The organism is Kribbella sp. NPDC031520, assembly GCF_055580825.1.
The window spans coordinates 497,605-521,118 of record NZ_JBVIKS010000002.1; the positions used below are offsets into that span (position 1 = coordinate 497,605).

The 23,514-nt window shown below is 67.4% G+C and carries 28 protein-coding genes and 1 pseudogene; 19 read left to right on the forward strand and 10 right to left on the reverse strand.

The annotated features are described in order from the left end of the window. Positions 1–198: 198 nt before the first annotated feature. Positions 199–561, reverse strand: a complete 363-nt coding sequence (locus ACZ5BU_RS11075) for a winged helix-turn-helix transcriptional regulator (protein WP_465697670.1) — start codon at positions 559–561, stop codon at positions 199–201. A 104-nt stretch (positions 562–665) separates the two neighbouring features. On the opposite strand from ACZ5BU_RS11075, the gene ACZ5BU_RS11080 reads away from it, so the two are divergent. Further along, on the forward strand, positions 666–977 hold the full coding sequence (locus ACZ5BU_RS11080; protein WP_465697672.1) for an EthD family reductase: 312 nt from the start codon (positions 666–668) through the stop codon (positions 975–977). A 66-nt stretch (positions 978–1,043) separates the two neighbouring features. Here ACZ5BU_RS11080 and ACZ5BU_RS11085 read toward each other — a convergent pair whose 3' ends face one another. Both ACZ5BU_RS11085 and ACZ5BU_RS11090 read right to left on the reverse strand, forming a co-directional pair. Continuing rightward, positions 1,044–1,748 (reverse strand): Clp protease N-terminal domain-containing protein, encoded by a 705-nt coding sequence (locus tag ACZ5BU_RS11085; RefSeq protein ID WP_465697674.1) that lies wholly within the window; start codon positions 1,746–1,748, stop codon positions 1,044–1,046. After that, on the reverse strand, positions 1,745–1,990 hold the full coding sequence (locus tag ACZ5BU_RS11090) for an RNA polymerase subunit sigma-70 (protein WP_465697676.1): 246 nt from the start codon (positions 1,988–1,990) through the stop codon (positions 1,745–1,747). The genes ACZ5BU_RS11085 and ACZ5BU_RS11090 overlap by 4 nt, the downstream gene beginning before the upstream one ends. A gap of 14 nt (positions 1,991–2,004) precedes the next feature. Here ACZ5BU_RS11090 and ACZ5BU_RS11095 point away from each other — a divergent pair, with 14 nt between their 5' ends. Further along, a complete protein-coding gene (locus ACZ5BU_RS11095; protein WP_465697678.1) occupies positions 2,005–2,415 on the forward strand; it encodes a hypothetical protein in 411 nt (136 codons plus the stop codon). A gap of 296 nt (positions 2,416–2,711) precedes the next feature. Here ACZ5BU_RS11095 and ACZ5BU_RS11100 read toward each other — a convergent pair whose 3' ends face one another. From ACZ5BU_RS11100 to ACZ5BU_RS11110, 3 genes are all read right to left on the reverse strand, one after another. Continuing rightward, positions 2,712–3,005 carry a hypothetical protein gene (locus ACZ5BU_RS11100; RefSeq protein ID WP_465697680.1) on the reverse strand — a complete coding sequence of 98 codons (294 nt, stop codon included), beginning with the start codon at positions 3,003–3,005 and terminating at the stop codon, positions 2,712–2,714. Then, positions 3,002–3,271, reverse strand: a complete 270-nt coding sequence (locus tag ACZ5BU_RS11105; protein WP_465697682.1) for a hypothetical protein — start codon at positions 3,269–3,271, stop codon at positions 3,002–3,004. The genes ACZ5BU_RS11100 and ACZ5BU_RS11105 overlap by 4 nt, the downstream gene beginning before the upstream one ends. 372 nt (positions 3,272–3,643) lie before the next feature. Beyond that, entirely contained in the window at positions 3,644–3,937 is a 294-nt protein-coding gene (locus ACZ5BU_RS11110) for a hypothetical protein (RefSeq protein WP_465697684.1), read from the reverse strand. A 264-nt stretch (positions 3,938–4,201) separates the two neighbouring features. On the opposite strand from ACZ5BU_RS11110, the gene ACZ5BU_RS11115 reads away from it, so the two are divergent. The 7 genes and pseudogenes from ACZ5BU_RS11115 to ACZ5BU_RS11145 all read left to right on the forward strand — a co-directional run bounded on the left by ACZ5BU_RS11115 (position 4,202) and on the right by ACZ5BU_RS11145 (position 8,775). Further along, the gene (locus ACZ5BU_RS11115; RefSeq protein ID WP_465697686.1) at positions 4,202–4,549 is read left to right on the forward strand and encodes a LapA family protein; all 348 of its coding nucleotides are present in this window, start codon (positions 4,202–4,204) and stop codon (positions 4,547–4,549) included. A 10-nt stretch (positions 4,550–4,559) separates the two neighbouring features. Continuing rightward, positions 4,560–5,126, forward strand: a complete 567-nt coding sequence (locus tag ACZ5BU_RS11120; RefSeq protein ID WP_465697688.1) for a DUF5994 family protein — start codon at positions 4,560–4,562, stop codon at positions 5,124–5,126. Between the two features lie 68 nt (positions 5,127–5,194). Beyond that, entirely contained in the window at positions 5,195–5,443 is a 249-nt protein-coding gene (locus ACZ5BU_RS11125) for a hypothetical protein (protein WP_465697690.1), read from the forward strand. 343 nt (positions 5,444–5,786) lie between these two features. Next, positions 5,787–6,545, forward strand: coding sequence for a PIG-L deacetylase family protein (locus ACZ5BU_RS11130; RefSeq protein WP_465697692.1), 759 nt, complete (start codon positions 5,787–5,789; stop codon positions 6,543–6,545). An 857-nt stretch (positions 6,546–7,402) separates the two neighbouring features. After that, a pseudogene (locus ACZ5BU_RS11135) lies at positions 7,403–7,543 on the forward strand (RHS repeat-associated core domain-containing protein); the annotation flags it as partial. 63 nt (positions 7,544–7,606) lie between these two features. Continuing rightward, positions 7,607–8,197, forward strand: coding sequence for a NucA/NucB deoxyribonuclease domain-containing protein (locus ACZ5BU_RS11140; protein ID WP_465697694.1), 591 nt, complete (start codon positions 7,607–7,609; stop codon positions 8,195–8,197). Further along, a complete protein-coding gene (locus ACZ5BU_RS11145) occupies positions 8,197–8,775 on the forward strand; it encodes an SMI1/KNR4 family protein (RefSeq protein WP_465699242.1) in 579 nt (192 codons plus the stop codon). Before ACZ5BU_RS11140 ends, ACZ5BU_RS11145 begins: the two co-directional genes overlap by 1 nt. A gap of 117 nt (positions 8,776–8,892) precedes the next feature. Here ACZ5BU_RS11145 and ACZ5BU_RS11150 read toward each other — a convergent pair whose 3' ends face one another. Continuing rightward, a complete protein-coding gene (locus ACZ5BU_RS11150; RefSeq protein ID WP_465697696.1) occupies positions 8,893–9,375 on the reverse strand; it encodes a DUF6326 family protein in 483 nt (160 codons plus the stop codon). Between the two features lie 161 nt (positions 9,376–9,536). On the opposite strand from ACZ5BU_RS11150, the gene ACZ5BU_RS11155 reads away from it, so the two are divergent. The 5 genes from ACZ5BU_RS11155 (at position 9,537) to ACZ5BU_RS11175 (ending at position 15,753) form a co-directional block, all read left to right on the forward strand. After that, a complete protein-coding gene (locus ACZ5BU_RS11155; protein WP_465697698.1) occupies positions 9,537–10,676 on the forward strand; it encodes a sensor histidine kinase in 1,140 nt (379 codons plus the stop codon). Continuing rightward, positions 10,673–11,329, forward strand: coding sequence for a response regulator (locus ACZ5BU_RS11160; protein ID WP_465697700.1), 657 nt, complete (start codon positions 10,673–10,675; stop codon positions 11,327–11,329). Before ACZ5BU_RS11155 ends, ACZ5BU_RS11160 begins: the two co-directional genes overlap by 4 nt. Positions 11,330–11,888: 559 nt before the next feature. Next, entirely contained in the window at positions 11,889–14,546 is a 2,658-nt protein-coding gene (locus ACZ5BU_RS11165; protein WP_465697702.1) for an ATP-binding protein, read from the forward strand. 245 nt (positions 14,547–14,791) lie between these two features. Beyond that, on the forward strand, positions 14,792–15,088 hold the full coding sequence (locus tag ACZ5BU_RS11170; protein ID WP_465697704.1) for an immunity protein Imm33 domain-containing protein: 297 nt from the start codon (positions 14,792–14,794) through the stop codon (positions 15,086–15,088). Between the two features lie 80 nt (positions 15,089–15,168). Further along, complete coding sequence (locus ACZ5BU_RS11175) at positions 15,169–15,753, forward strand: hypothetical protein (RefSeq protein WP_465697706.1); 585 nt, start codon at positions 15,169–15,171, stop codon at positions 15,751–15,753. A 261-nt stretch (positions 15,754–16,014) separates the two neighbouring features. Here ACZ5BU_RS11175 and ACZ5BU_RS11180 read toward each other — a convergent pair whose 3' ends face one another. Beyond that, positions 16,015–16,431, reverse strand: a complete 417-nt coding sequence (locus tag ACZ5BU_RS11180) for a hypothetical protein (RefSeq protein WP_465697708.1) — start codon at positions 16,429–16,431, stop codon at positions 16,015–16,017. Between the two features lie 422 nt (positions 16,432–16,853). After that, a complete protein-coding gene (locus ACZ5BU_RS11185; protein WP_465697710.1) occupies positions 16,854–17,117 on the reverse strand; it encodes a hypothetical protein in 264 nt (87 codons plus the stop codon). An 86-nt stretch (positions 17,118–17,203) separates the two neighbouring features. Here ACZ5BU_RS11185 and ACZ5BU_RS11190 point away from each other — a divergent pair, with 86 nt between their 5' ends. After that, positions 17,204–17,671: a hypothetical protein gene (locus ACZ5BU_RS11190; protein ID WP_465697712.1), complete on the forward strand. Its 468-nt coding sequence runs from the start codon at positions 17,204–17,206 to the stop codon at positions 17,669–17,671. A gap of 99 nt (positions 17,672–17,770) precedes the next feature. On the opposite strand, the gene ACZ5BU_RS11195 is transcribed toward ACZ5BU_RS11190, so the two are convergent. Further along, positions 17,771–19,144, reverse strand: coding sequence for an acyl-CoA dehydrogenase family protein (locus ACZ5BU_RS11195; RefSeq protein WP_465697714.1), 1,374 nt, complete (start codon positions 19,142–19,144; stop codon positions 17,771–17,773). A gap of 84 nt (positions 19,145–19,228) precedes the next feature. Here ACZ5BU_RS11195 and ACZ5BU_RS11200 point away from each other — a divergent pair, with 84 nt between their 5' ends. From ACZ5BU_RS11200 to ACZ5BU_RS11215, 4 genes are read left to right on the forward strand one after another with little or no spacing between them, the layout of a single operon-like run. Next, entirely contained in the window at positions 19,229–20,020 is a 792-nt protein-coding gene (locus ACZ5BU_RS11200; RefSeq protein ID WP_465697716.1) for a TetR/AcrR family transcriptional regulator, read from the forward strand. Further along, positions 20,017–21,294, forward strand: coding sequence for an acetyl-CoA C-acetyltransferase (locus ACZ5BU_RS11205; protein WP_465697718.1), 1,278 nt, complete (start codon positions 20,017–20,019; stop codon positions 21,292–21,294). The genes ACZ5BU_RS11200 and ACZ5BU_RS11205 overlap by 4 nt, the downstream gene beginning before the upstream one ends. Before the next feature lie 8 nt (positions 21,295–21,302). After that, positions 21,303–22,649: a 3-oxoacyl-ACP reductase gene (locus tag ACZ5BU_RS11210; RefSeq protein WP_465697720.1), complete on the forward strand. Its 1,347-nt coding sequence runs from the start codon at positions 21,303–21,305 to the stop codon at positions 22,647–22,649. Position 22,650: 1 nt separating this feature from the next. Continuing rightward, positions 22,651–23,508, forward strand: coding sequence for a MaoC/PaaZ C-terminal domain-containing protein (locus ACZ5BU_RS11215; RefSeq protein ID WP_465697722.1), 858 nt, complete (start codon positions 22,651–22,653; stop codon positions 23,506–23,508). The last annotated feature ends 6 nt before the right edge of the window (positions 23,509–23,514 follow it).

Below are 23,514 nucleotides of genomic sequence, written 5' to 3' on the forward strand. Positions count from 1 at the left end.
GGCTCCAGCCGGCACGGTCAGTCGAGGCGATCCCGCTGGAATCGGTCGCCCGGCCTGCGCGTACGGCGGACTGGTTCGACTGCTCGGCCGCATGGCCTGCCTGCGGCTGTCGTGCTCTGCCCGCGGCTGTCGTACTCGGGCGAGGCTGCCGTGACGCCTCCGTCAACGCACACTCAGAAGGACGGCTGGGCTTCGATATCAGAAGCGCTGGCGAGCATCCTCGGAGCCGGATGCTGAGAGGGTCGCGGCCCACTCCGCGGACCACCGGCCGAGCGGGCGCAGCGCGCGGTGGACGCCGTGACCCAGCTCGGTGAGGGCGTAGGTGGTGTCCGGATGCTGCTCGACGAGGGCAGCGTCGAGCAGCTCGGTCAGCCGTTGCCGCAGCACGCTGGAGGACATGTTGTCGCAGCGCTCCTGCAACGCGCGGAACCCGACCGGCCCGTCTCGCAGTTCCCAGACGATCCGCAGGTTCCACCTACGGCCGAACAGATCGAGGGCGGCCATCAGCGGCCGGCCAGTACTCGACCCGCGGACCGCCCGTCCTGGCCTGGGTGTCGCCATCCGTCGTCCCGTCCCCTCTTGCTGCTTCGATATCAGACACACTATCGTGGGCCCCCGTTGATTCGTTTTCCGAAGCGCTTCATGAGGCGCTGAACGGAGGTTGCATGCACAAGCTGCTGGTCCTGTATCCCGAACCCACCGATCCCGACCACTTCCGCGACTATTACGTGAACACGCACCTCCCGCTGGTCACGCGCATGCCCGGCCTGCTTGCCTGGCGCTACAGCTTCGACGTAGCAGCGACGCAGGGACAGCCGCCGTACTTCGCGGTCTTCGAAGCCGAGTTCGCCGACGCCGCAGCAATGACCGCGGCAAGGTCGTCCCCCCAGGGCCGCCAGGTAACTGCCGACGTCCCCAACTACGCCACCGGCGGCGTGGTCGTCATCCACTTCCCGGTACGGAACGGCCTGCACTGAGCCTGCGTCGCGCTACGAGTTGAAGTGGGAAGGGTTCATTCACTGAGCTCTGTCAATTCGCGGGGCTCAGCTTGCTGTGGCGAGCTGGGCTGCGAGTTGTTGGAGTTGGATGCCGTGTGCTTCGAGTTGGAGTCGTACCGGGTTGGCGCGTCCGGGTGCGAAGCCGAGCGTGGTCAGTTGCCGGCGGCTGCGGCGGCTGAGTTGCGTGCCGAGTGGGTCGAGGGCGTCTTGGAGTACGCCGTACAGCAGGTGGTTCGGGCTGATCGTGGTATCACCGCGGCCGGCGGCGAATTGGGCGGCGAGTTCGAAGGCACGTTTGGTGAGGATGTGGAAGCACAGCGGGTCGGGTCCTGGGTGTCCGCCGCGCCAGCGGGGGCGGCGGCGGACTCGTCGTTCGGCGGCTTGGACCGCGTCCGGGCCGAAGGTTTCTTCGAGGCGCTGCCGGACGTGGTCGAGGTTGACGCCGAAGGCCCGCAGAGCGCCGGATGCGTCTGTCCCTGTGATGGTCGGTTCGTGGTTCAGCAGTTCGGCCCGGGCGCTCGCGAGATCTAGCCCGTGGGCTTTGAGGAGGGTCGCTGCCTGGCTGTTGCCGTGGCGGAGGATGCCCAGCAGGAGGTGCTCGTCGGCCAGGCCGGAGTGCCCGAGGGAGCGGGCTTCGGTGAGTGCGTGACGGATGACTTGTCGCCCGTCCGGGGTCAGCCGATCCCACATGCGGCCGCTTCCGTCGTCGCCGACGGCGGCGCGGAGCTGGCGGCGGAGCCAGTCGTTCATCGGGGCGCCTCTGATCGCCGGAGCGTGTGTCCGTGCTTGTGGTGCACTGCCTGCTTGGACACTCCGAGGCGGCGGGCGATGTCGCGCCAGGACCAGCCGGCCTGCCGGGCCTGCTCGACCTGTAGTTCCTCGAGGACCTCGACCAGTTGCCGCAGCGCGACCACCGCGGCGAGTCCAACCTCGGGCCTGTCGCTGGTCGCCGCGTTCATCAGCCGCCTGCTTTCCTCGACGTCCACACCCATATCGTCAACGTAACTTGACGCCCAGGCTGCGTCAATGCACGTTGACGATCGTCCTCGGAACCGCGGCGGCGGAGTACCGGGCCTGGTGCTGGCCGGTTCTCGGCCGCGGGCAGATGATGGGCGCTGTGACCGTTGCCGAGGAGTCGTTCCAGCAGTCCAAGCCTGCGTGTTGGTGCTGTGGTGCCGAGTTCGATGAGCGTGACTTGATCCGGTTGGGTGAGCACCCAGAGGTCGGCGTATGTCTGGGGTGTGCCCGGTATCTGCAGCGGCGGGCCGTCGAGCGTGAGGACGAACTGCGGCCGTCGCGGTCGGCGCGCGTCCGCGATGGTGTACGCAGCGTGCGAGGCCGGGTGATGGCTCGCGGCTGGCACCGGCTGCCCGTCGTCGGACGGCTGCTGCGGCGGATCGATCGTCACCTACCCTGAACGCGAGCAGCCAGGTCAGTCCAGAGCCGGCCGAGTTGCGCCGCCCGGCAGCTGATCTCGAACCCCTCGCCGACCGCGGCGCTCGTAGTAGCGCAGCGTCTCGGTGTTCACCCCGTCCCGCACGGCCAGCTCCCGTCGACGAGGAGTTGACCGTGGACCTTACGAGAAATGCGTATCTGCTTCTCCGGGTGCTCCCAGCGGCTCTCACATACCGCTCGAGGAGCCCGGCGTTCCTGATCCGGCGTTACAGCGGCGCGAAATCGTTGCCGCTGTTGGGAGTCGAGTTCTGTCCGAGGTCAACTGCGGGTGCCAGTAGACTGATCTCGTTGTTCATCCGATGTCGGCTCACTTGTGAGCCAGAGGTCAGGTGAAGCGATGTGGTCAGCCGCTAGGTACTCGGTGACCTCCGCGTCGCCGAGCTCGTACTGCACCAGCCCGCTCCAGCCGGCTTGGCCGTTGTCGCGAGCGAGCAGCCAGCCTCGGCGCCAGCCCGTTGGCGTCAGGACCATCACGTGTCCGGGGAGCGGGAAGGTCCGCAGCGTCCAGTCCGCGTGCGCGTCCAGCGTCCGGACGTGTTCCATGCCGTTCATGACGGCAACCCACTGCGCAGCCGGAGCTCGTCGCGAATCACCCGGGGCAGGGGAAGCCGGTACTGCTCCAGCGCTTTGGCGTAGGCACCGAGTGACAAGGCGAGGCGATTGGCGTCGCTGCGGGAGGGGACGTCCGGGCGCCGCTGGTTTCGCGCCTGCCGATCGGCCGCGCGAGCGGACATGATCTCGGCGAACAGGTCGAGGAGATCACGATCCGCGGCACAGCGGCGAGCTGCGCCGCCCGGGACAGAGAAGGGGATGGACATCGGGCATCGCCTCGTGGGGCTGCGGGGGTTCCCGACATGCCACCTGGAATGCCATCGCTCCGGAGTCTTCCTCAGTCTACCTGCTCGGCAAGACAGTGGTTGCGGGCTCGTGCCTGCGGATGCAGAGTCTCACACCCGCCCCAGGTGACCAACGCGATGACGTAGAGCGCGGTGCTTGGAAGACCCACGATCTGGACCGAAGCAAGGTCCTCTCTGCACCAACCTCGCTGGGCGGTGGCGGCGGCGCATGCTGACGGCGCTTGTTCATCCATCGGGGCAGTAGCTCTGAGCCGTCGGTCAGTTGTCCGCAGCGGGACCACGCGGGTTCCAGTTGTGATTGACGGGTGAGCCACGTCGGACCGCTGGGTGGCCCTACGTCCTGCTCGGCCAGTAGCCTTCGGCGTCCTTGACCTGCACCGCGTCGCCACTGACGGTGGCCCAGTAGACCGGTCCGAACGTCTGGACGACCTGTTCACCGGCGAGAATGTGCAGCGCCCCACCGAGCCCGACCATGTATCGCAGTTCGCCCAGCCCTTCGACAACGTGGAAAGTCACGCGGCGCCCGTCGACCGTGGTTACCTCCAACGTGGCAGCGACCTGAACACCTGTGGGCGGTGCATCCGACTCCCGGACGCCGTCGTGGTCTCGGATGACATGGCTGGACATACCTGCAGCGTGGCACAGCCAAAGCCCAGGTCGCCACCATCACGCCGCGTCAGCCAACTCGACCAGGTTCTTCGGGCCTCAGCATGTGAAGCTCGATGAGGATGCCGATCGCTGTCGCGATCCTGGTGCGGCTCTGGATTTGCGGCTTCGAGGTGCCGCGAGGGGCTTTCTGGTTGGAACCGGCGTACTGTGGGATGTAGTTCCGGCATCGACGACATCCCGCCTTGAGGCTGCCAGCCACACCGGCCCTTCGTGGGAGATGTCATGTCGGTACTTCACCGCACGCGCAACGCGCCCAAGCCCCCGGTAGTCGACACACCGCCCTCGGCGGTCGACGAACTCGTCACACCGTTGCCGGCCCGGGTGCCGCGCACCCGGATCAGCGGTGCCTGGCTCGGGATCTGCGTCACTGTGATCGGTTTCGTCGTCCTGATCGTCTTCATGCTGCAGAACACCGGCAGTGTCGCGGTCAACTTCTTGTGGCTGAACGGCTCCGTGCCGCTCGCGCTCGCGTTGTTCATCGCCGGTGTCGCCGCTGCCGTGTTGGCCACGTCGATCGGCGCGGCCCGGATGACCCAGCTGCGCCGCCTGGTCCGCCGCGGTAAGGATTGAGGTTGTCGCGATGACCGTCATTGCCCGCGACGGCAGGACAGTCAGGTCCGCGTCCGCACCGTCGACGCCACGACTGCGATTGCGCCCCGCAGGATCGAAAGGCCTGCTGGACGGGGGCTGGTGGCCGCGCTCGACAGATCCGGTCGCCGAGATCCCCGGCCTCGTCCTGGCCGTCGACACGCTGCGCGGGCCGATCACCCGCATCATGCTCTACCGCGGCGACTGGGACAGCCATCCGCGCCGCCTGGCCGTCGACGGGCGGGTCGTGCATCTGGGATTCTTCGCCAGCCAGCCGCCCGGATTGCTGATTGCCCTGGCCGGCAGAGCCGGTGCGCGCGTGGACCTGGGTGTCATCCCGCCAGGTACCGCAGCAGCTGCGGCCGCTGCTGCGTTGACGCTTGCTGCCAAGGAGGGCAACCGGATCCATGCGCAAGACCTGGTGCCGGCTTCGGCGGGTTCCGGCGCCGGGCCCTCGAGTGAGTCACTGACAGCCGGGCCATCGCCTGAAGACGCCTGGGAGACCGACGGCGGTCACCTCGCAGCCGCGACCCCGGTCCTCGCCAACGTGACGGCCTGACGGCCGACGCGGCGGCGAGGGCTGGTCAAAGGAGTTCAGGCACGGCCACCAGCGTGCGAAGTACCGCTATGAGCCGGGCCACCAGCGGCTACGCGGACCTGGCGCGGGAGATCCGCCGTCTGGGTCTGCAGCGGCGACGGCCGGGGTTCTACACTGTCGTGCTGATCGCCAACTTGATGACGCTCGGCGGCGTCGTCACCGCGGCGTTCCTGCGCGACTCGTGGTGGCTGATGCTCCTTGCGGTCGCGCTGGCGATCGTGTCCGCGCAGCTCGGCCTGCTGAACACCAACCTGCTGAACGCGTCCGCGCGTTGCTGAAGCCCGGCATCCGGGGCAGGACCACGGAGCTCGCGCTGCTCGGCGTCCACCTCGGCGGCTACGGACCCGGGCGCGCCAGTCGATCAGGTAGTACGGCGGGACGGCGAGCTCGACGCCGGATGGCGGCGTTCGCGACGTACGCCGACGCCGTCCTGCACAACGGGCTCGGGCGCTACCAATTGTGCGGGACGCCGCCCTCCACGTATTCGAGCAGGGCATCGTCGGGTTCTGCGCGTCCTTCTCTAGGTTCTGCCTACCTCGACAGTCCCGGCCCGGCGCACCCCTCGTTCCCCTGGCCTACTGGGTCGGGGCGGTGGATACCTGGCGTGGAAAGATGGCGGGTATGACGTTGCCTGCCTTGCCCGAGGAATCGTTTCAGCGTGTGTTGTGCGTCGTCGCGCACCCTGACGACATGGAGTACGGCACGTCCGCAGCCGTCGCTCGCTGGACCGCGCGCGGTATCGAGGTCGGCTATCTCCTGCTCACCCGCGGCGAAGCGGGCATGCCGAACCATCCCGACGAAACGGCCCGGCTGCGCGTCGCCGAACAGCAGGCGGCCTGCGACCTCGTGGGCGTCCAGCACCTGACCGTCCTCGAACATCCCGACGGCGTACTCGTCTACGGCCTCGACCTCCGCCGCGACATCTGCCGAGAGATCCGCCGGTTCAAACCCGACGTCGTCCTCGGCACCGGATACGACATCGAGACGCCCTTCGGCTTCGACCAGGCCGACCATCGCGCGGCCGGCCTCGCCACACTCGATGCCGTACGCGACGCCGGCAACCGATGGGTCTTCCCCGAACAGGTCGACGACGAGAACCTCGAACCCCACTCCGCCCGCTGGTACCTCGTCCCCGGACTCGCCGGCTCCGCCAGCCACGGCGTCGACGTCACGGGTGAACCGCTACGCCGCGGCATCGCCTCGCTCGAAGCGCACGCCGCGTACCTGGCCGCACTCCCGGGCCATCCGGCCCCCGCGGACCTCATCCCCATGTTCACCGCGATGAGCGGCAAGGCCATGGGCGTCGAACACGCCGTCCTGTTCCGCGCCCACGACCTGCAAGCACCACCGGACTTCTTCACCGAAGCCACCCAGGACTGACTCGGACACCCGTCGTACAAGCAAACCGGTCAGCTGCGTGATGACCTTCGCACGCCGGCCCGTGGCCTCCTGCCGGGTGAGGACCTCGGTGCCGATGCTGCGATAGAGCTCCAGCATCTCGACGCTCTGACAATGACGTAGTTCCAGTCGGACCCCGGGTTCGTCACCGAGCCGGTGAGCGTCGACGATCTGGATGCCGCCGTCCTCGGACCAGCCGATGGCGATGATGTGCCGCGTCCGCGTGCTGGGCAAAACTTCCCGTTGGGTGTCGGATGTCCCCAGAGTTGGTTGATGATCTCGGCCGCTGCGCGTAGTTCGTTGGCCGCGGCGACGGGGCTGGTCAGGTGCGGGCTGCCGTGGGCGATCATGTTGCGCAGGTCGCCATGGGTGCGTTCTTGGTGGCGGTTCTGTTGTCCACGGAAATGCCCCACGGTTCGTACCCAGTTGGTGAGGTCTCGCATCCTACAACGCCGCAGGGCGCATGACCTCAAGCACCACCGCCGGCAATACGACGACCTACAGCTATGACGGAGACGGGCGCCGCCTGGCCGCGACCTCCTCCTCCACCGCCGCGACGGAGTTCATCTGGGATCCGGTCAGCTACGACCTCGCGCTCGAACGCGACGGCGCGAACAACACCATCCGGCGCTACACCTACGGGCTCGACCTGATCAGCATGACCACTGCGGGCACCAACGGCGGCACGTACTACTACCTTCCGGACGCCCAGGACTCACCACTGGCTCTCACCGACCCCACCGGCGCACTCCAATGGACCTACCAGTGGGAGCCCTACGGCAACGCGAAGAACACCGTCAAGGTAGACCCCGAACGCACCAGCCAACCCACGCCAATGGCTGTCGGAGTACTCCGACAACGGCCAATACCACCTCAGAGCGCGCCAATACGACCCCACATCCGGCCAATTCACCAGCCTCGACCCCGGCGGCAGCGGCGACCCCTACGGCTACGCCAACGCCAACCCGCTCACCAACACAGACCCGCTGGGCACCTGGACGTGGCGTGGCGTCCTCAACACAGTCCACCGAGTCTCCGAAACCGTGTCCGCGGTCGCCGGCGTCGCAGCGATCGTCTGTGCCGCCACCGTCGTGTGCGCGCCCGCCGCCCCATTCATCGGAGCCGTAGCAATCACTGCCGGCGTTGTTGCTGCCGGCACCGGAATCGCCATCGCCGTCGACCAATGCACAAGCCCTAAGGGCTCCTGCGCCTCCGCCGTTGTCAACGCTGCCATCGACGTTGTCGGGGTAGCTGGTATCGGCGGTAGCCTCCGGGTTGGGAAAGCCGCCGCAGAGGAGTTGCCAGCCGTCGTGTTCAGCCGGGGCCGTGCTCCCGGCATCGCGCAGAACTTCGACCATGCGGTCGCCAGCGGTGCGCCGACGCGACTGACTCGTGTCGGCTCGGCGGCGCGGGTTGCGAACCGTCGGGCCGCCTTGCGTGGCCAGGCTCCCGCGCCTGCTGGACAATCGCTGGACGAGTACCCCTTCGCCTCCTCGGCGCAAGGCGGTTCCGGCGCCTTCGTGCGCGCGGTGCCGAAAGCAGAGCAGGATTACCAGGGCGGAGTCCTCAGCCGGTTCTACCAGGACTCCAGTGTGCAACCAGGTGATGACTACGACGTAATCTTTGGACCGTGATGACCGACGACCTTCCGGCAGCCCTCGCCGCGATCGAGAAGGCCCTGCAGCGCCTCGACAGGGACGTCCTACGGCAATCTTTGCAGCCCGGTGTGCCCGCCGGGAAGGTGCAGGACGTTCTAGGTCTGATCGGCCTGACCGCTCCACCCGAGTTGGAAGCGCTCTACGGGTGGAGAAACGGCACGTCGACGGCGGACGTCGCGGCCCTCGACGACATCCAGCTCTTTCCGGGTTTCTATCTGCTGTCGCTCGAGGACGCGGTCGCGAACTACCGGGCATTCGTCACCGACTCGCGCTGGGTGGCCGGCTGGCTCCCGATCTTCGCCAACGGAGGCGGTGACTTCTACGCCCTGGACCTCAGTTCGCCGGCGGTGAGGCCGGTGCGCCACTTCTGGATTGACGAGTCTGAGCATCCGATCGAGTTCAACTCGATCGGTGCGATGTTCGCGACTCTCGCCGAAGCCTTCGCGCGGGGAGTGTTCTTCGTCGACCCGAGCGGCTACCTGGAGATGGACGACCTCGTCTTCGGCGAACTCGCCGCCGAGCTGAACCCCGATGTGGACTGGTGGCACGGCTAGGGGGCGGCCTGTATCGAGTCCCGCCCTGCGAGCAGAGCCTGCTCTCGGTGCGCTGCGCTTGGGGCTCCGTCGACCTCGGCGCTGCCGGGGCCTCGCAGGACGGGACTGCTGTTGGGTTCACGCTTGCGGTTGGGCGCGAACGGTTTCACGGTCCGGGCTGGTCGCTGACGGCGCGGTGCGGGGCCAGGTCCAGGCAAACCGCACGACGAGGGCGAGAAGGATCAATTCCAGAACGATTCCAAGGCCGTAGAAGTACAGCCACTCCCCGCCCACCGCGTTGAATGCCGTGACGGGGACGTAGAGCGAAGCCACGATGAGGTTCGTGATGCGGTTCACCCTGGCGGGCAGCGTCATCGACAGCACGATCATGAGGATCGGGATGGCCACGAGGGTCAGCGCCGTGGTCGAGAAGGTCTGGGAGAGGTCGAACTTGAAGACCTTGCCGTCGAGGATGTCTTCGACGACGCCGGGCCTGAAGAAGTTGAGAATGTCCACGTAGGCGTAGAGGAACATGAAGCTTGTCCACGTTGCGGCGAGCTTGGCTCGCACCGGGATCGGCTGGTCTTCCAGTGTGGCGGTGCTGGGTTGACGTGTTCTCATCATGGGCTCCGTTGTCGTGTGAGGATCGGTAGGTCCACGATCGCCTGGTCCGGCGGCGGGCGCCTCGGCCCGGAGGCTGGGGTTCGCCTGGCCGATGGCATGGTCTCTGTCTAGTTCTTTCGGCGGGTACGCCGAGGCGCGCCAATCCTTACCCTGGAGCCGTGGTCACCATTCGGCGCTCCATCTGGCATGAGCCGCGGCCTGCTGACGCCCCACCCGTCGGTCGGCTCGACTGGCTGCTGGTGGGCGTACTCGCGGCCGCCGCCTTGGTAGAGGGCATCGCTCGGCCGGGCTTGGCCTGGCGACCCCTTGTGACGGTGCTCGCCCTGGCGCTGATGCCTACCCTGCTTTGGCGGCGGGGCCGCCCCCTGATGGCCGCCCTGGTCGGGTGGGGCATCGCCGGGCTGCTCTCCGTCCTCCAGTTAACTGCGTACACCAGGGACCTCGGCCTCGACTCCATGGCGGCCGTACTGATCCTGCTCTACTCCCTGGTGCGGTGGGGCTCAGGCCGGGAGATCGTCTTGGGGACGGCGTTCGTGACAGTCGTCGTCGTACTGGGGATGTACGCCTCCTCCGCGGGCCGGGCCGACGTTTTCGGCGGGACTGTCCTCTTGCTGTTGCTCGTCGCCCTCGCGGTGGTGTTCCGCTACCGCGCGGACCTCTGGCGCCGCCGACAGCGCGAGATCCGCAATCAGGAGCGGGTGGCGCTGGCGCGCGAGCTGCACGACACCGTGGCCCACCACGTCTCGGCCATCGCCGTGCAGGCGCAGGCCGGCCGCGTGGTCGCCGGCCTCCAGCCTGAGAAGGCTGTCCAGGTCCTGGCCGCGATCGAGTCTGAAGCGTCGCGAACCCTGGCGGAGATGAGATCCATGGTGCGGGTGCTGCGTGAGGAGGAAGCCGTCGCCTACTCACCGCAGCTGGGTGTCGCGGACCTGCCTGCGCTGGCACGCGCGGACGCGACGCCCACCGTCGAGGTCTCGCTGGACGGTTCGTTGACCCGGCTGGCACGACCCGTGGACGCCGCGCTCTATCGCCTCGCGCAGGAGTCGCTGACCAACGCCGTACGGCATGCCCGGAGCGCGACCCGCGTCGGGATCGACGTACGCCGGGAGGGCGACGCCGTCAGGCTGCGTGTCAGCGACGACGGACAGACCGAGCCGGGGCCGGCTCCAGGGCCTGGGTTCGGCCTGCTGGGCATGGCCGAACGCGCCCAGCTCCTCGGCGGATCGCTCTCCGCGGGCCCGGGGCCCGCGGGTGGCTGGGTGGTCGAGGCCGTACTGCCGGTGGAGGCGTTGGGATGAGCATCCGTGTTGTCGTGGCCGACGACCAGGACCTGGTCCGGACCGGGTTGGTGATGATCCTCGGCGCACAACCCGACCTCGAGGTCGTGGGGGAGGCAGCGGACGGGCTCGCCGCGCTCGACATGGCGACCCGCCTGCGTCCCGATGTCCTCCTCGTCGACATCCGGATGCCCGGGCTCGACGGCGTCGAGGTGACGCGGCGCCTGGCCGGGCCGGACGTGACGGACCCGATGGCGGTCGTCGTGATCACCACCTTCGACCTCGACGAGTACGTCCTCGGCGCCCTCCGCGCCGGCGCCCGCGGCTTCCTGCTCAAAGACGCCGGTCCGGAGCTCCTCGTGCAGGCCGTCCACGCGGCGGCCGACGGGGACGCGCTGATCGCCCCCAACGTCACCCGCCGGCTGCTGGCGACCTTCGCCGACCAGGCGCCGGTAGTACCGGTCCAGCCCATCGCCCCGCTCACCGAGCGCGAGGAGGAGGTGCTCGCGCTGGTGGCACGGGGCCGGACCAACGCCGAGATCGCCACCGAACTCTTCGTCGGCCTGAGCACGGTCAAGTCCCACGTCGCATCGCTGATGACCAAGCTCAGCGCCCGCAACCGCGTGGAGATCGCGATGTGGGCACACGACACCAGACGCGTGAGAGCAAATTAGCGGTACAGATCGCAGGGTAGGCACGTGGGGTTCGCTAGCCCAGCGATGAGTGCGGCCGGTCCCAGCCGGCAACAAATGCTCCGGTGCTGAGCCGGGGGCGGGTGAGCGCCCGCAGCGGGCGCGGGAAGGAGCACAGCGACCAGAGCGCCTGCGTAGCACGTGTGGGTCTGCTTCACTCCCCCACATCACACTCCTACCTGATGCGCATGCCGGATGGCTCGGGCGATGACCAGTCGCTGGATCTCCGACGTACCTTCGAAGATGGTGTAGATCTCCTCGAGCCTCGACAGGCTCGATGAGGGTGGTCTACCGAGATCCGCACTTCCCTAAACCGTGCGTCAGCCGCCCGAATAGTGCTCCGGAGCCCGAGAGTACGAGCCCAGCGCAGCTTTCCCTAACCACCTTCCGCTGTCGGTGGTGTGGATCGCGGCTACAGCACGCGTAAGGGCGTGCGCCCCGCTGCCGTGTCGTATCTGCCGAGTTTTGCAAGGCGAGCGAGTTCCTGCCGGCCGCGGCGCGCGCAGTGTTGCGCCTGCTCTCGTGGCGTGATGATGGGAGCGTGGCCGAGCTTCCGTCTGGGACGGTCTCGATGTTGTTCTCCGACGTCGAGCGATCGACGCTTCTGTTGACGCGCCTCGGCAGGGCGTATGAGCAGGCTCTGGATCGCTACCAACTGGCCCAGCGGGCGGCATGGGCCGCGTTCGGCGGCGTGGAGATGGGCACCGAGGGCGACAGCTTCTTCGTGGTGTTCTCAACCGCGGAGGACGCAGTTGGCGCGGCGGTGCAGGCACAGGTCGCTCTTGGCGGGCTCGAGTGGCCAAACGACGAGCAGGTTCGGGTACGCATGGGCATCCACACCGGCACCCCTCGGGTCCACGGTGCGGACTACGTAGGGATCGACGTTCACCGGGCCGCTCGGATCGCTGCTGCCGCCCATGGCGGTCAGGTTGTGGTCTCCGATGCGACCGCGAAGCTGGTCGTTGGCCGGCTTCCGCTGAGAGTTTCGCTGCGGGACCTCGGCATGCACCGATTGAAGGACCTCGACGCTCCAGAGCACGTGTACCAGCTCGTGATCCCCGGTTTGCCGGTCGACTTCCCGCCGCTGAAATCACTCGGCACCAGCGTGAGCTTGCCAATCACTACCACCCCTCTGCTGGGTCGCCGTACCGAGGTAGCCGATCTGGTGAGTTTGTTGATGGACCCACAGGTTCGCCTGGTTACGCTCACGGGGCCGGGCGGGTCGGGAAAGACCCGGCTGTCGATCGCGGCCGCACGTCAGGTCGCCGAGCAGTTCCCGGCCGGGGTTTGCTTTGCATCGTTGGCCGCCTTCACAAGCCCCGGCCTCATCTGGAGCAGCATCGGGGAGGTCCTCGGTCTACCCTCCGAGAGGCGCGCCCCGCCAGCCTTCTTCGAATCCGTGGCACCGCTGTCGGCGGTGTTCGTACTGGACAACCTCGAACAGATGGACGGTGCAGCTGCGGCCGTGGACAAGCTATTGCACTCAACCACCGAGATCGTCGTGCTCGCGACCTCGCGACGCCCCCTCAACCTGGCCAGTGAACGTCAATACGCCGTGTTACCGCTCGCGCTCCCGAGTGAGGACACCCTGGGGGCGGCTATGGCATCGGCGGCGGTGCGGCTGTTCGTCGAGCGGGCCCGAGCCGTGCGCCCTTCATTTGCCCTGACATCCTCCAACGCCACGAACGTGTCGGAGATCTGTCGACACCTCGACGGCCTGCCGCTGGCCATTGAGCTCGCCGCCGCACGCATCAACGTGCTCGGACCCCACGCTCTGCTGCTGCGCCTCGCGCAGGCCCTCGACCTGCGCGGTTCCGACGTGGATCGACCGGCCCGACACACCTCACTTCGGGCCACCATCGACTGGTCCTACGGCCTGCTCACCGCAGAACAGCGTCTGCTGTTCCGACAACTCGGCGTGTTCGCTGGCGGCGCGGACCTCGAGGCTCTCGCGGCGATCCATGCGGACGACGCCGACAGAGGCACCCCATTGATCGATCTGGTCGCTGACCTGGTCGACGCCAACCTGGCGACAGTCACCGACGACGACAACGGCGAGCCTAGGTTCGCGATGCTGGAGACCGTCCGGTCATTCGCCGTCGAGGAGCTCACCCAAGCCGGCGAAGGCGCTGACGTGCGTCGCCGGCACGCCGCACACTATGTGAAGGTTGCCGAGCGGCTGGAGGCGCGCCGGATACTGACGACCCCCGCGCAGGTGCGGCGCTGGACCGGTCTGTTCGACCTGGAGCGGAACAACTTCCGGGAGGTATTGGCCTGGGCTAGCGCCACGGCCGGCGAGGCCGAGGCGGGCGCCCGATCGCGTCGAAGTATGGGGCTGGCCTTGCTGTCCAGCGTGGCGTGGATGTGGAAGCACCATGACCTCGCCGAAGTTCGCCGCTGGTTGGAGGCGTGCATCGAGACCCCGCCCGGAGGGGAGACCGCAGAGTTGGGCCGGTGTTTCGCCGAGTACGCCGAGATCCTGGAGCTTCAGGGGGAGCTGCTCGAGGGGCGTGAGGCGGCCCGTCGAAGCGTCGAGATCCTGCGGAGGCTGGGTGACTCGGAGTTGCCCAATGCTCTGGCGGTCCTGGGCGGCCTGGAGGTTGCGCTCGGGGACCGAGTCGAGGGCCGAAGCGCCTTGGAGGATTCCGTACTGCGTGCACGAGAATTGGCCGACAGTTTCACTCTCGGCTTCGTGCTGACACGTATGGCTTTCGTGGATATGGACGAGGAGAACTGGGAACACGCACTGAAGCTGCTTCACGAGGCGGTCGACGTGTCCTCCGCCGCCGGTAGCGACTACATGACAACCCATGCCAACCACAACATCGCTTTCATCCTGCGTAAGCTCGGCCGCGCCAGTGAAGCGCTCGAGCTGATGTCCGCGCATTTGAAACCCTCGCTGCGCATGGAAAGCGCCCTCAACCTCGCCCTCCTCGCCGTGGACTACAGTGCCGTACTCGCTGAGGCCGGATTCCCAAGGTGGGCGCCGATCCTGTTGGGGGCCGCCGACGCCGAACGTGAACGTCGAGGAGTCGCCCGCGATCGCCAGCAGGAAGCCCAGGTCGCAGACGCCCACGCAGCGGCGCGATCGAGCATGACGCCCACGGAGTGGAGCGACGCCTACCAACGGGGACACAGCATGATCATCAGCGACGCCATCGAGAGCGCGATCGCTGCAACCTCCGACCCCGACGACTGACAGGTTGGCGCTAGCAGTTGCGCGGCCAGCCGTATTGGCTATGGGTGCGTTGGGGACGAGCAGACAGAGCGATGCTTCATTTCGCAGTCGAACGTTCGATGAACAGAGGCGCGACATGACCCGGCAGGCAGTGGCCGTGGATCAATCGTGATGCGAAATGACGTCACTCGTCCGCCAGGTGATCTGCGACAGCCGAAAGGCACGGATCGCGGCATGTCCGGATGTCTGTCGAGGACAATGTAGGTGTGGAGCCGACGAGCACTGAGAAGTTGGGGGCCTCCAGGTCGCTGATCGACGGCGAGCCGTGGGAGTGGCCGTTGCACGGGCTGCGGCACGTACCCGAGTCCGACACCACTGGTTGGTATCTGTGGACGGGCGAACTGCGAGAGGACCCGGACTTCTTCATGCCATGGCACGTGTCGCACGCCCTTCATCGATGCCCGGACCTGGACCGCCTGTTGGATCTTCCGCCGGGCTCACGCTTCATCTACGCGCCTGGCTATCTGGACGTGTGGGAGGATCCATCACTTCTGGAACCTTGATCCTTCCGCCGTCCGAACTTCCTCCCAGCGACCGCGCGGGATGCGGCATGTCAGTGCGTTGTGGCGGCTATTGTCTTCGGGTGGCCGAGACCCTGGTGCGAGCCTTCCCATCGCGCCTGCACTCCGCCGCATCGGAGGTCATCGGGTCGCTACCGGCAAGCGCCTACGAGCCAGTTGGGGATATCGGGACAAGCAACGGACGCGCCTACCCGGGCCTCCGTCTCGCGAGCGAACGGGTATCGATCCCCTCCAGGATCTACAACCCGCAGCCGGAGCAGCCGCTGCTCCGCCAGCTCGATGACGAGCGCTTGTTCGTCTTGTCCTGCATCTACACCCGGCATCACGATGGATTCGTCCGCCAAGAGTTCGCGTCCCGGATCCTTGCGTCGGATGACGCCTGCATCATCCCGTTCGTTGTCCAACTCCTCGGCGAGTACGTCGTCGAGATTTGTGCCGACGTCGAGCGCTTCGTCCTCGAGAGTCTGCCGACTCGCCCGAACATGCCCGAGGGTTTCGCAACCTGCCTCGCCGACAATCCGTGCTACGCGGCGCTCACAAAACAGCGTGCGACCAGCTACTGGTCTTGCTACTACCGCCGCCAGTACCCATCCCGACAGACCTACCCGGGCCTTGTCGCGTTGGATGCACTGCGCACGCCGGCCTGACCTCTGAGCACCGCAACGCCACGCGAGTGGAACCAACGCCCTGAATTCGGCATGACGCGCGGATCGCGGCAGATCAGCCCACCTGATCTTGGCGTTCGGCCGTCGGCTGTAACCGAGGTTTCTCAACTCCAGGAGGGATTGCGCCTCGGCAGCCACGGCCCAAACAGCGACTCGTACTCCTCACCAGTTTTCGACGGTTAGGACGAAGTCAGGTGGGTGCGGGCCACCGCATCGCGCAAGCGGCCAGCAGCAGCGGGACAATCACCAGCTCCAACGACAGTGCTGTTGCGAGTTGAACTCGCCGAGCACCAAGCTCTTGCTCGTCTCTGGCTCGTCGCGCTGCAGGTGCTCCGCAGCGGACTGCATGGTCAGCAGATCTCCGCCACCTGAAAACGTCAGGCAGTCCCACCAGGACGGTAGCCCGATCATGGCCTCCAGAGCTTCGGCAAGGCCTTGGCCGATAAGGCTGGCTTGCCCTTCGGAACTGGCATACAAGACCGGACGGGTCGAGCGGCGTTCACCGCGGAGGAAGAACGTGCCGCCAGCGAAGTCACCTGCTATGCCTTCCAAGGCACCTCCGGACGACAGATGGACAGGCTCGCCGTGGGCACCGCGCGTGAGGGTCAAACTCGCAGACTTCCCAAGCAGTTCGGCGAGACCCTGGTCCTGGCGAACCATTTCCAGGATCCCGGCATGACAGCGCGGAATGCGGCAGATCCGGAAGTTTGGATCGCATCATCCGCGGCGGTCGACCGAAGAACCCGGTTCAGGTGCTCTCCGGTGAGTAGATGGTTGGCGGCCACTCACCAAGGCCGTCCCAGAGACGTGAAGTCGTCCGCACTGATCGCATCGGTACGCGAATCGGCTTCGCCTTTGGACGTGTTCGGGGCTGACGTCCTGTACGTGATCGGCGAAGAGTTCACTCAGACCGGCGTCGGAAAGAAAGTGCCACTCCTGCGGGTTTGGGATCGCGCCACTGGACCTGATCTGGTTGCCGCACGGGCAGCACCACTTCGCCATGCGGCGATTATCCAGGTGTTCGCACGGCGCGTCCGCACATGGCCAGTCGGGGATCGCGGCAGATGCGGACATTCACGGGCTCAGTTGCCCATCTCAACCATCACAGGCCTCAGGATCTGCCGGCCGACCTCCTGATGGTCTTCCCGGTCGCTCGTGTAGTAGGCGAACTCCAGGTCGCTCGCTGCGGCTCTGAGCAGCTGACGCAGGCGGGCGCTTGCGTTGTCGAGAGCATCGGACGCCTGCTCGGCGAGCCGCGCGAGGTCGAGCAAGCTCGCGGCATCGTTCTCAAACTCGGTCCACCCCCGCATGAGAGGCATGCAGACTCGCTTTGCGTGGTCATCCATGCTCGAAGGATAGGAGTGCGCGTTCGCACATCGGCGCGGCCGCGCCTTCCGGTCTGCCGAAGAACGACGCCGCGAGGACCGTGCCGATGTCGGAGGGCGTGGCTTTGATGCTGACTGAGTACATCGAGGGCTCGACGCCTCGGCCGTACGCCTTGCCGTGGGAGAAGGTCGACGGGAAAGCGTACACGGTCGCCGTCCTGTTCGGCTGGACTGACGACAGGCACATTCGGGCGCGGACGTACGACGAGCTCGTGTGGAAGCCGGCGCTCTTCCACGCCGGCGTCATACCCGAGCCGACAAAGGACGCTCGCGGCAGGCGGCTGTACTACCCCAGTCGGGAGAACGGGATGCATGCGCTGCGGCATTACTACGCGAGCATCACCCTGGCGGACGGCGTGAACATCAAGGAGTTGGCGCAGTATCTGGGACACGGCGATCCAGGGTTCACACTGCGCCTGTCACCCACATGCTTCCTTCATCCCACGAGCGGGCGCGGAAGGCGGTCGACTCGCGGCTCTCCCGTCTCTTCGCGATGGAGGCCCACGGAGCTGTGACGGAACTGGCCGCCGACCGGTCCCCCACAACCCACTGGGAACCTGACGGCGGCCAGGCTCTCGAAGACGCTGGAATCAGCCTCTGACCTGCGGAAACACCTACCGGATGCGCATGCCTGAGATGGCTCGGGCGATGACGAGGCGTTGGATCTCGCTGGTGCCTTCGAAGATGGTGTAGATCTTGGCGTCTCGGTGCATGCGTTCTACTGGGTATTCGCGGGTGTAGCCGTTGCCGCCGAGGATTTGGATGGCTTCTTCGGTTACGCGGACGGCTACCTCGCCGGCCTTGAGTTTGGCCATGGAGCCTTCGCCGTGGCGGTAGTCGGGGGTTTCGCCGCGCATCAGGGCGGCGGACATGTTGGCGGCTCGCCAGACCAGCAACCGTGCGGCGTCGATTTCCATGGCCATGTCGGCGAGTTTGAAGGCGATGCCCTGGTTGTCGATGATCGGGCGGCCGAATTGTTCGCGGGTCTTGGCGTAGTCGAGGGCTACTTCGTAGGCGGCGCGGGCGATGCCGATGGCTTGGGCGCCGACGATGTGGCGGGTCATTTCGAAGGTGGCCATCGAGGCGTTGCGGCCGGCCGGGCGGGCGGCCGCGGCATCAGCACTCGCGCCGGCGGGGGCGGCGGCACGGGCAGCGGCTTCCTGAGCAGCGGCTTCGCGGGCGCGGGCGAGGCGTTCGTCGAGTTTTTCCTTGCCGCCGAGGACGTTGCCGGCAGGGATGCGGACGTTGTCGAAGAAGACGTCGGCGGTGTGGGAGGCGCGCAGGCCGTGCTTCCTCAATTTCGTGCCCTGCTCCAGGCCGCGGACCTCGGACTTGGGTACGACGAACGCCGCCTGGCCCTTGGTGCCCAACGACGGGTCGACGGTAGCGACGACGACGTGGATGTCCGCGATGCCGCCGTTCGTCGCCCAGGCCTTCTGCCCGTTGATGACCCACTCGTGCGACGCCTCGTCGTACACAGCACGAGTGCGGATCGCCGACACGTCAGAGCCCGCGCCGGGTTCGGAGGAGCAGAAGGCGGCGACGCGTACGTCGTCAGGCGTCCCGTAGCAGCGGGGCATCCACTGACTCCACTGTTCCGGCGTACCGTTCGAGAAGATCGCGGACGACGCGAGGCCGGTGCCCTTGAGGGACATGCCGATGCCGGCGTCGCCCCAGAAGAGCTCTTCGTGGACGAGCGGCATCAGCAGGCCGGACGGGTCGACGAACAGGTTGACGTTGGCGTCGAGACCGTACAGGCCGATCTTGGCGGCCTCCTGGATGACCGGCCAGGGGGTCTCTTCGCGCTCGTCCCATTCCGCGGCGGCCGGGCGGATCACGTCGGCGGCGAAGGAGTGGGCCCAGTCGCGGATCTCCTTCTGCTCCTCGTTGAGCGCGAGGGAGAAGGGGCTCCAGCCCGGCTTGGACCGCTCGGCGCCGAGCTCACCGGCGAGCGCCATCACGTCTGCGGACACAACAGAGTCGGTCATCAGATCCTCACAAGAGCAGGGATGTTACCGACGAGTGTAACTGTCGTTTGCACCAAGGGGTACTGCTGTGGCTAAGATCGGTGCATGAGCTCCGCGCTGCTCGCGATCGGACGCCGCCGGACCACGGCGGAGCGTCGTCGCGACCGGGAGCGGGACATCATCCGGGCCACCCGGGAGATCTTCGACGAGCGCGGCACGATCGACGCCCAGATCGACGACATCGCCAAGCGGGTCGGGATCAACAAGGCGCTGATCTACCGGCACTTCGCCGGCAAGGAAGAACTGTTCGCGCTCACGCTCGTCGACTACCTGCAGGAACTCGACGATCGCCTGCAACAGATCGACAGTCCGAGAAGGACCCCGCTGAACCGGCTCAAGTCGCTGAGTGAGACGTTCGTCGACTTCTGCCTCGGCTACCCGGCGTTCACGGACTGCGCGATGAGCCTGCTGAGGCGGACCGGCGAGGAGTTGTTCGGCGAGATCACTGAGCCGGTCATGGTCAAGCTCGGTACGGCGATGGCGGCCGCGCTGGACCGGATCGCCCAGGTCCTCCAGGCGGGGCAGCGCGCCGGCGTCTTCGACGAGGTCGACACCGCGTACCTGGCCAACCACCTGTACACGCAGACCCTGGGATCGTTGCATATGGCAAGGGTCGGATTGATCGTGTCGAGCGGGCAGCCGGGGCACCCGGTGGTGCATCATGCCGATGTCGGTACGGTCCGCGAGACCGCGATCACCGCCACCCTCGCGACCGCCGTGGGCCGCAAGGCCCTGTTCGCCGCCAAGACAGCCGCCAAAACCGCCGCCAAGACAGTACGAACAGCCCCGACCAAGAAATCCACCACCCGCTCCGCTAGAGCAGGAGAGACATCGTGACCGAACCGCGCAAGGTGGCCGTGGTCGCCGGCAACCGGATCCCGTTCGCCCGGCAGGACAAGACCTACCGGCACGCCTCCAACTCCGACATGCTGACCGCCGCGCTGAACGGCCTGGTCGACCGGACCGGCCTCGGCGGGCAGGAGGTCGGCGAAGTGGTCGCCGGCGCCGTCCTCAAGCACGCGCGCGACTGGAACATGGTCCGCGAGGTCGTGCTCGGTTCGAAGCTCGCGCCGACCACCCCGGCGTACGACATCCAACAGGCCTGCGGCACCGGGCTCGAGGCGGCGATCCTGGTCGGCAACAAGATCGCGCTCGGCCAGATCGACGCGGGCATCGCGGGTGGCGTCGACACGGCGTCCGACGCCCCCCTGAGCGTCAACGACCACCTGCGCAACGTCCTCCTCGACCTCAACCGCGCCAAGACGTACTCGGACCGCCTCAAGGTCCTGGCCCGCGTCCGTCCGAGGGACGTCGTACCGGAGATCCCGCGCAACGCCGAGCCGCGGACCGGGAAGTCGATGGGCGACCACGCCGCCCTGACCGCGCTGGAGTGGGGCATCACCCGCGAGGCGCAGGACGAGCTGGCCTACAAGTCCCACCTCAACCTCGCCGCAGCGTATGACCGGGGCTTCCAGCAGGACCTGATCACGCCGTACCTCGGCCTCGAGAAGGACCAGAACCTCCGACCCGACACCACGCTCGAGAAGCTCGCGAAGCTGAAGCCCGTCTTCGGCAAGGGCGAGACCGCGACGATGACCGCCGGCAACTCGACCCCGCTGACCGACGGCGCCTCGACCGTACTGCTGTCCACCGACGAGTGGGCGCAGGAGCACGGTCTCCGCCCACTCGCGTACCTGACCCACTCGCAGACCGCCGCGGTCGACTACGTGAAGGGCGCCGAGGGCCTGCTGATGGCCCCCGCGTACGCCGTACCGCGGATGCTGGCCAGGGCCGGGCTGACGCTCCAGGACTTCGACTACTACGAGATCCACGAGGCGTTCGCGTCCCAGGTGCTCGCCACGCTGAAGGCGTGGGAGGATCCGATCTTCTGCAAGGAACGGCTCGGCCTGGACGCTCCGCTCGGCGAGGTCGACCGGGACAAGCTGAACGTGAACGGCAGCTCGCTGGCCGCGGGGCACCCGTTCGCGGCGACCGGCGGGCGGATCGTCGCCGCGCTGGCCAAGCAACTGGACGAGAACGGTGGCGGCCGCGGGCTGATCTCGATCTGCGCCGCGGGTGGCCAGGGTGTCGTCGCCATCCTCGAGAAGTAGGAGCTGAGATGACGGATCGCTACCAGACCTTCACCCGGACGCCGCTCGGCAAGACCCTGGTGAAGAACCTGGGCCTGCCCGACCCGATGCCGCTGCCGCGCTGGTACGAGGGCGCCCCGGTGATCGACGGTACGGTCGTCTTCGGCGCGATCGGTGAGACCGACGCCGGCAAGGCGATCCAGGCCCTGCTGCGCGACATCGGCGCCTCCTTCAGTACGGCGACCGAAGGCGTCGCGTCGATCGGGATCCGGCCGAAGGCGCTGGTCTTCGACGCGACCGGCGCCACCTCGACCGCGGACCTGAGCAGCCTGCAACGGTTCTTCTCCCCGGTCATCCGCCAGCTCGCCCCGGCGGGCCGCGTGATCGTCGTCGGCCGTACTCCGGAGCTCGCCAGCTCCACTGACCAGCACATCGCGCAGCGCGCGCTGGAGGGCTTCACCCGCAGCCTCGGCAAGGAGGTGAAGCGCGGCGCCACGGTCAACCTGGTGTACGTCGCTCCCGACGCGCACGAGCAGCTCGACTCGACGCTCCGCTTCTTCCTCTCCCCCAAGTCGGCGTACGTCGACGGCCAGGTCGCCCGGATCGGCACCGGCCCGCTGGTCAGCAACGACCCGCAGCGCCCGCTGGCCGGCCGTACGGCGTTGGTCACCGGCGCAGCGCGCGGTATCGGCGCCGCGATCGCGAACACGCTCGCCCGCGACGGTGCGACCGTGATCGGCCTCGACGTACCGCAGAACGCGGACCCCCTGCGCAAGGTGATCTCCAAGATCGGCGGTACCGAGCTGCTCCTCGACGTGACCGCCGTCGACGCGGCGCAGCGGATCGCGGCGCACGCGCAGGAGCAGCACGGCGGCCTCGACATCGTCGTACACAACGCCGGCATCACCCGCGACCGGCGGCTGGTGAACATGCGGACCGACGCCTGGGACGCCGTCCTCGACGTGAACCTGCGGGCGCCCGAGCGGATCACCAAGCACCTGGTCGAATCCGGTGCGCTCCGCGACGGCGGCTCGATCGTCGGCGTCTCGTCGATGGCCGGGATCGCCGGCAACAACGGCCAGACGAACTACGCGACCTCGAAGGCCGGCGTGATCGGTCTGGTGCAGGCGCTCGCGCCCGTACTCGCCGAGAAGCAGATCCGGATCAACGCGGTAGCGCCCGGGTTCATCGAGACCGAGATGACCGCGAAGATCCCGTTCACGATCCGCGAGGTCGGCCGCCGGCTGAACTCCCTGCAACAAGGCGGCCTGCCGATCGACGTCGCGGAGACGATCGCCTGGTTCGCGGACCCGGCGTCCGCGGGCGTGACCGGCAACGTGGTCCGCGTCTGCGGTCAGAGCCTGTTGGGCGCGTGAGATGCCCACCCGGCGGTACGACGACTCCCCCGGCCTCGGTTCGCTGTACGCGCGGACCGTCAAGGCCACCCTGCGCCGTGCCGACTACGAGCCGAACGAGGACGGCCTCACCCTCGAGCTCCCCCGGTCGTCGATCGACCAGGACCACCTGACGGCGTACCGCGAGGTCACCGGTTTCCAGGCCGGTCCCGCGCTGCCCCCGACGTATCCGCATGTCCTGGCCTTCCCGCTGCACCTGGACCTGATGTCCGATCCCTCATTCCCGTACAAGCCGATGGGGATCGTGCACCTGTCCAACACGATCACGCAGAAGCAGCCGATCCAGCTGCACGCCGAGCCGTCGATCCGCGTGCACAGCACACCCGAACGCCCGCATCCGAAGGGCACCGTGTTCGACGTGGTCAGCGAGGTCTTCGTCGACCACGAACTGGTGTGGAGCGACCTGACGACGCTGCTCAGCCGCTCGGCCGGTACGCCGGACGCGCACGCCGACCTGCTGCCCGACCCGGTGCTGACCGCGAACGCGTGGTGGGACCTGCGCGGCAACCTCGGCCGCCGGTACGCCGCCGCGTCCGGCGACCGGAACCCGATCCACCTGTTCAAGCTCACTGCCCAGGCGTTCGGGTTCCCGCGCCAGATCGCGCACGGTATGTGGGCCAAGGCTGCCGCGCTCGCGTCGATCCAGCGGGCCGGCGCGCTGCCGGACGCCTTCACGGTCCGCGTGGACTTCCGCAAGCCGTTGCTGCTCCCGTCGCGGGTCCAGTTCGGCTTCCAGCAGTCCGGCAAGACCACCGACTTCGCGCTGTACGACGACTCACACGACGTGACGCACCTGATCGGCCAGCTACAGGAACGCTGAACCGCC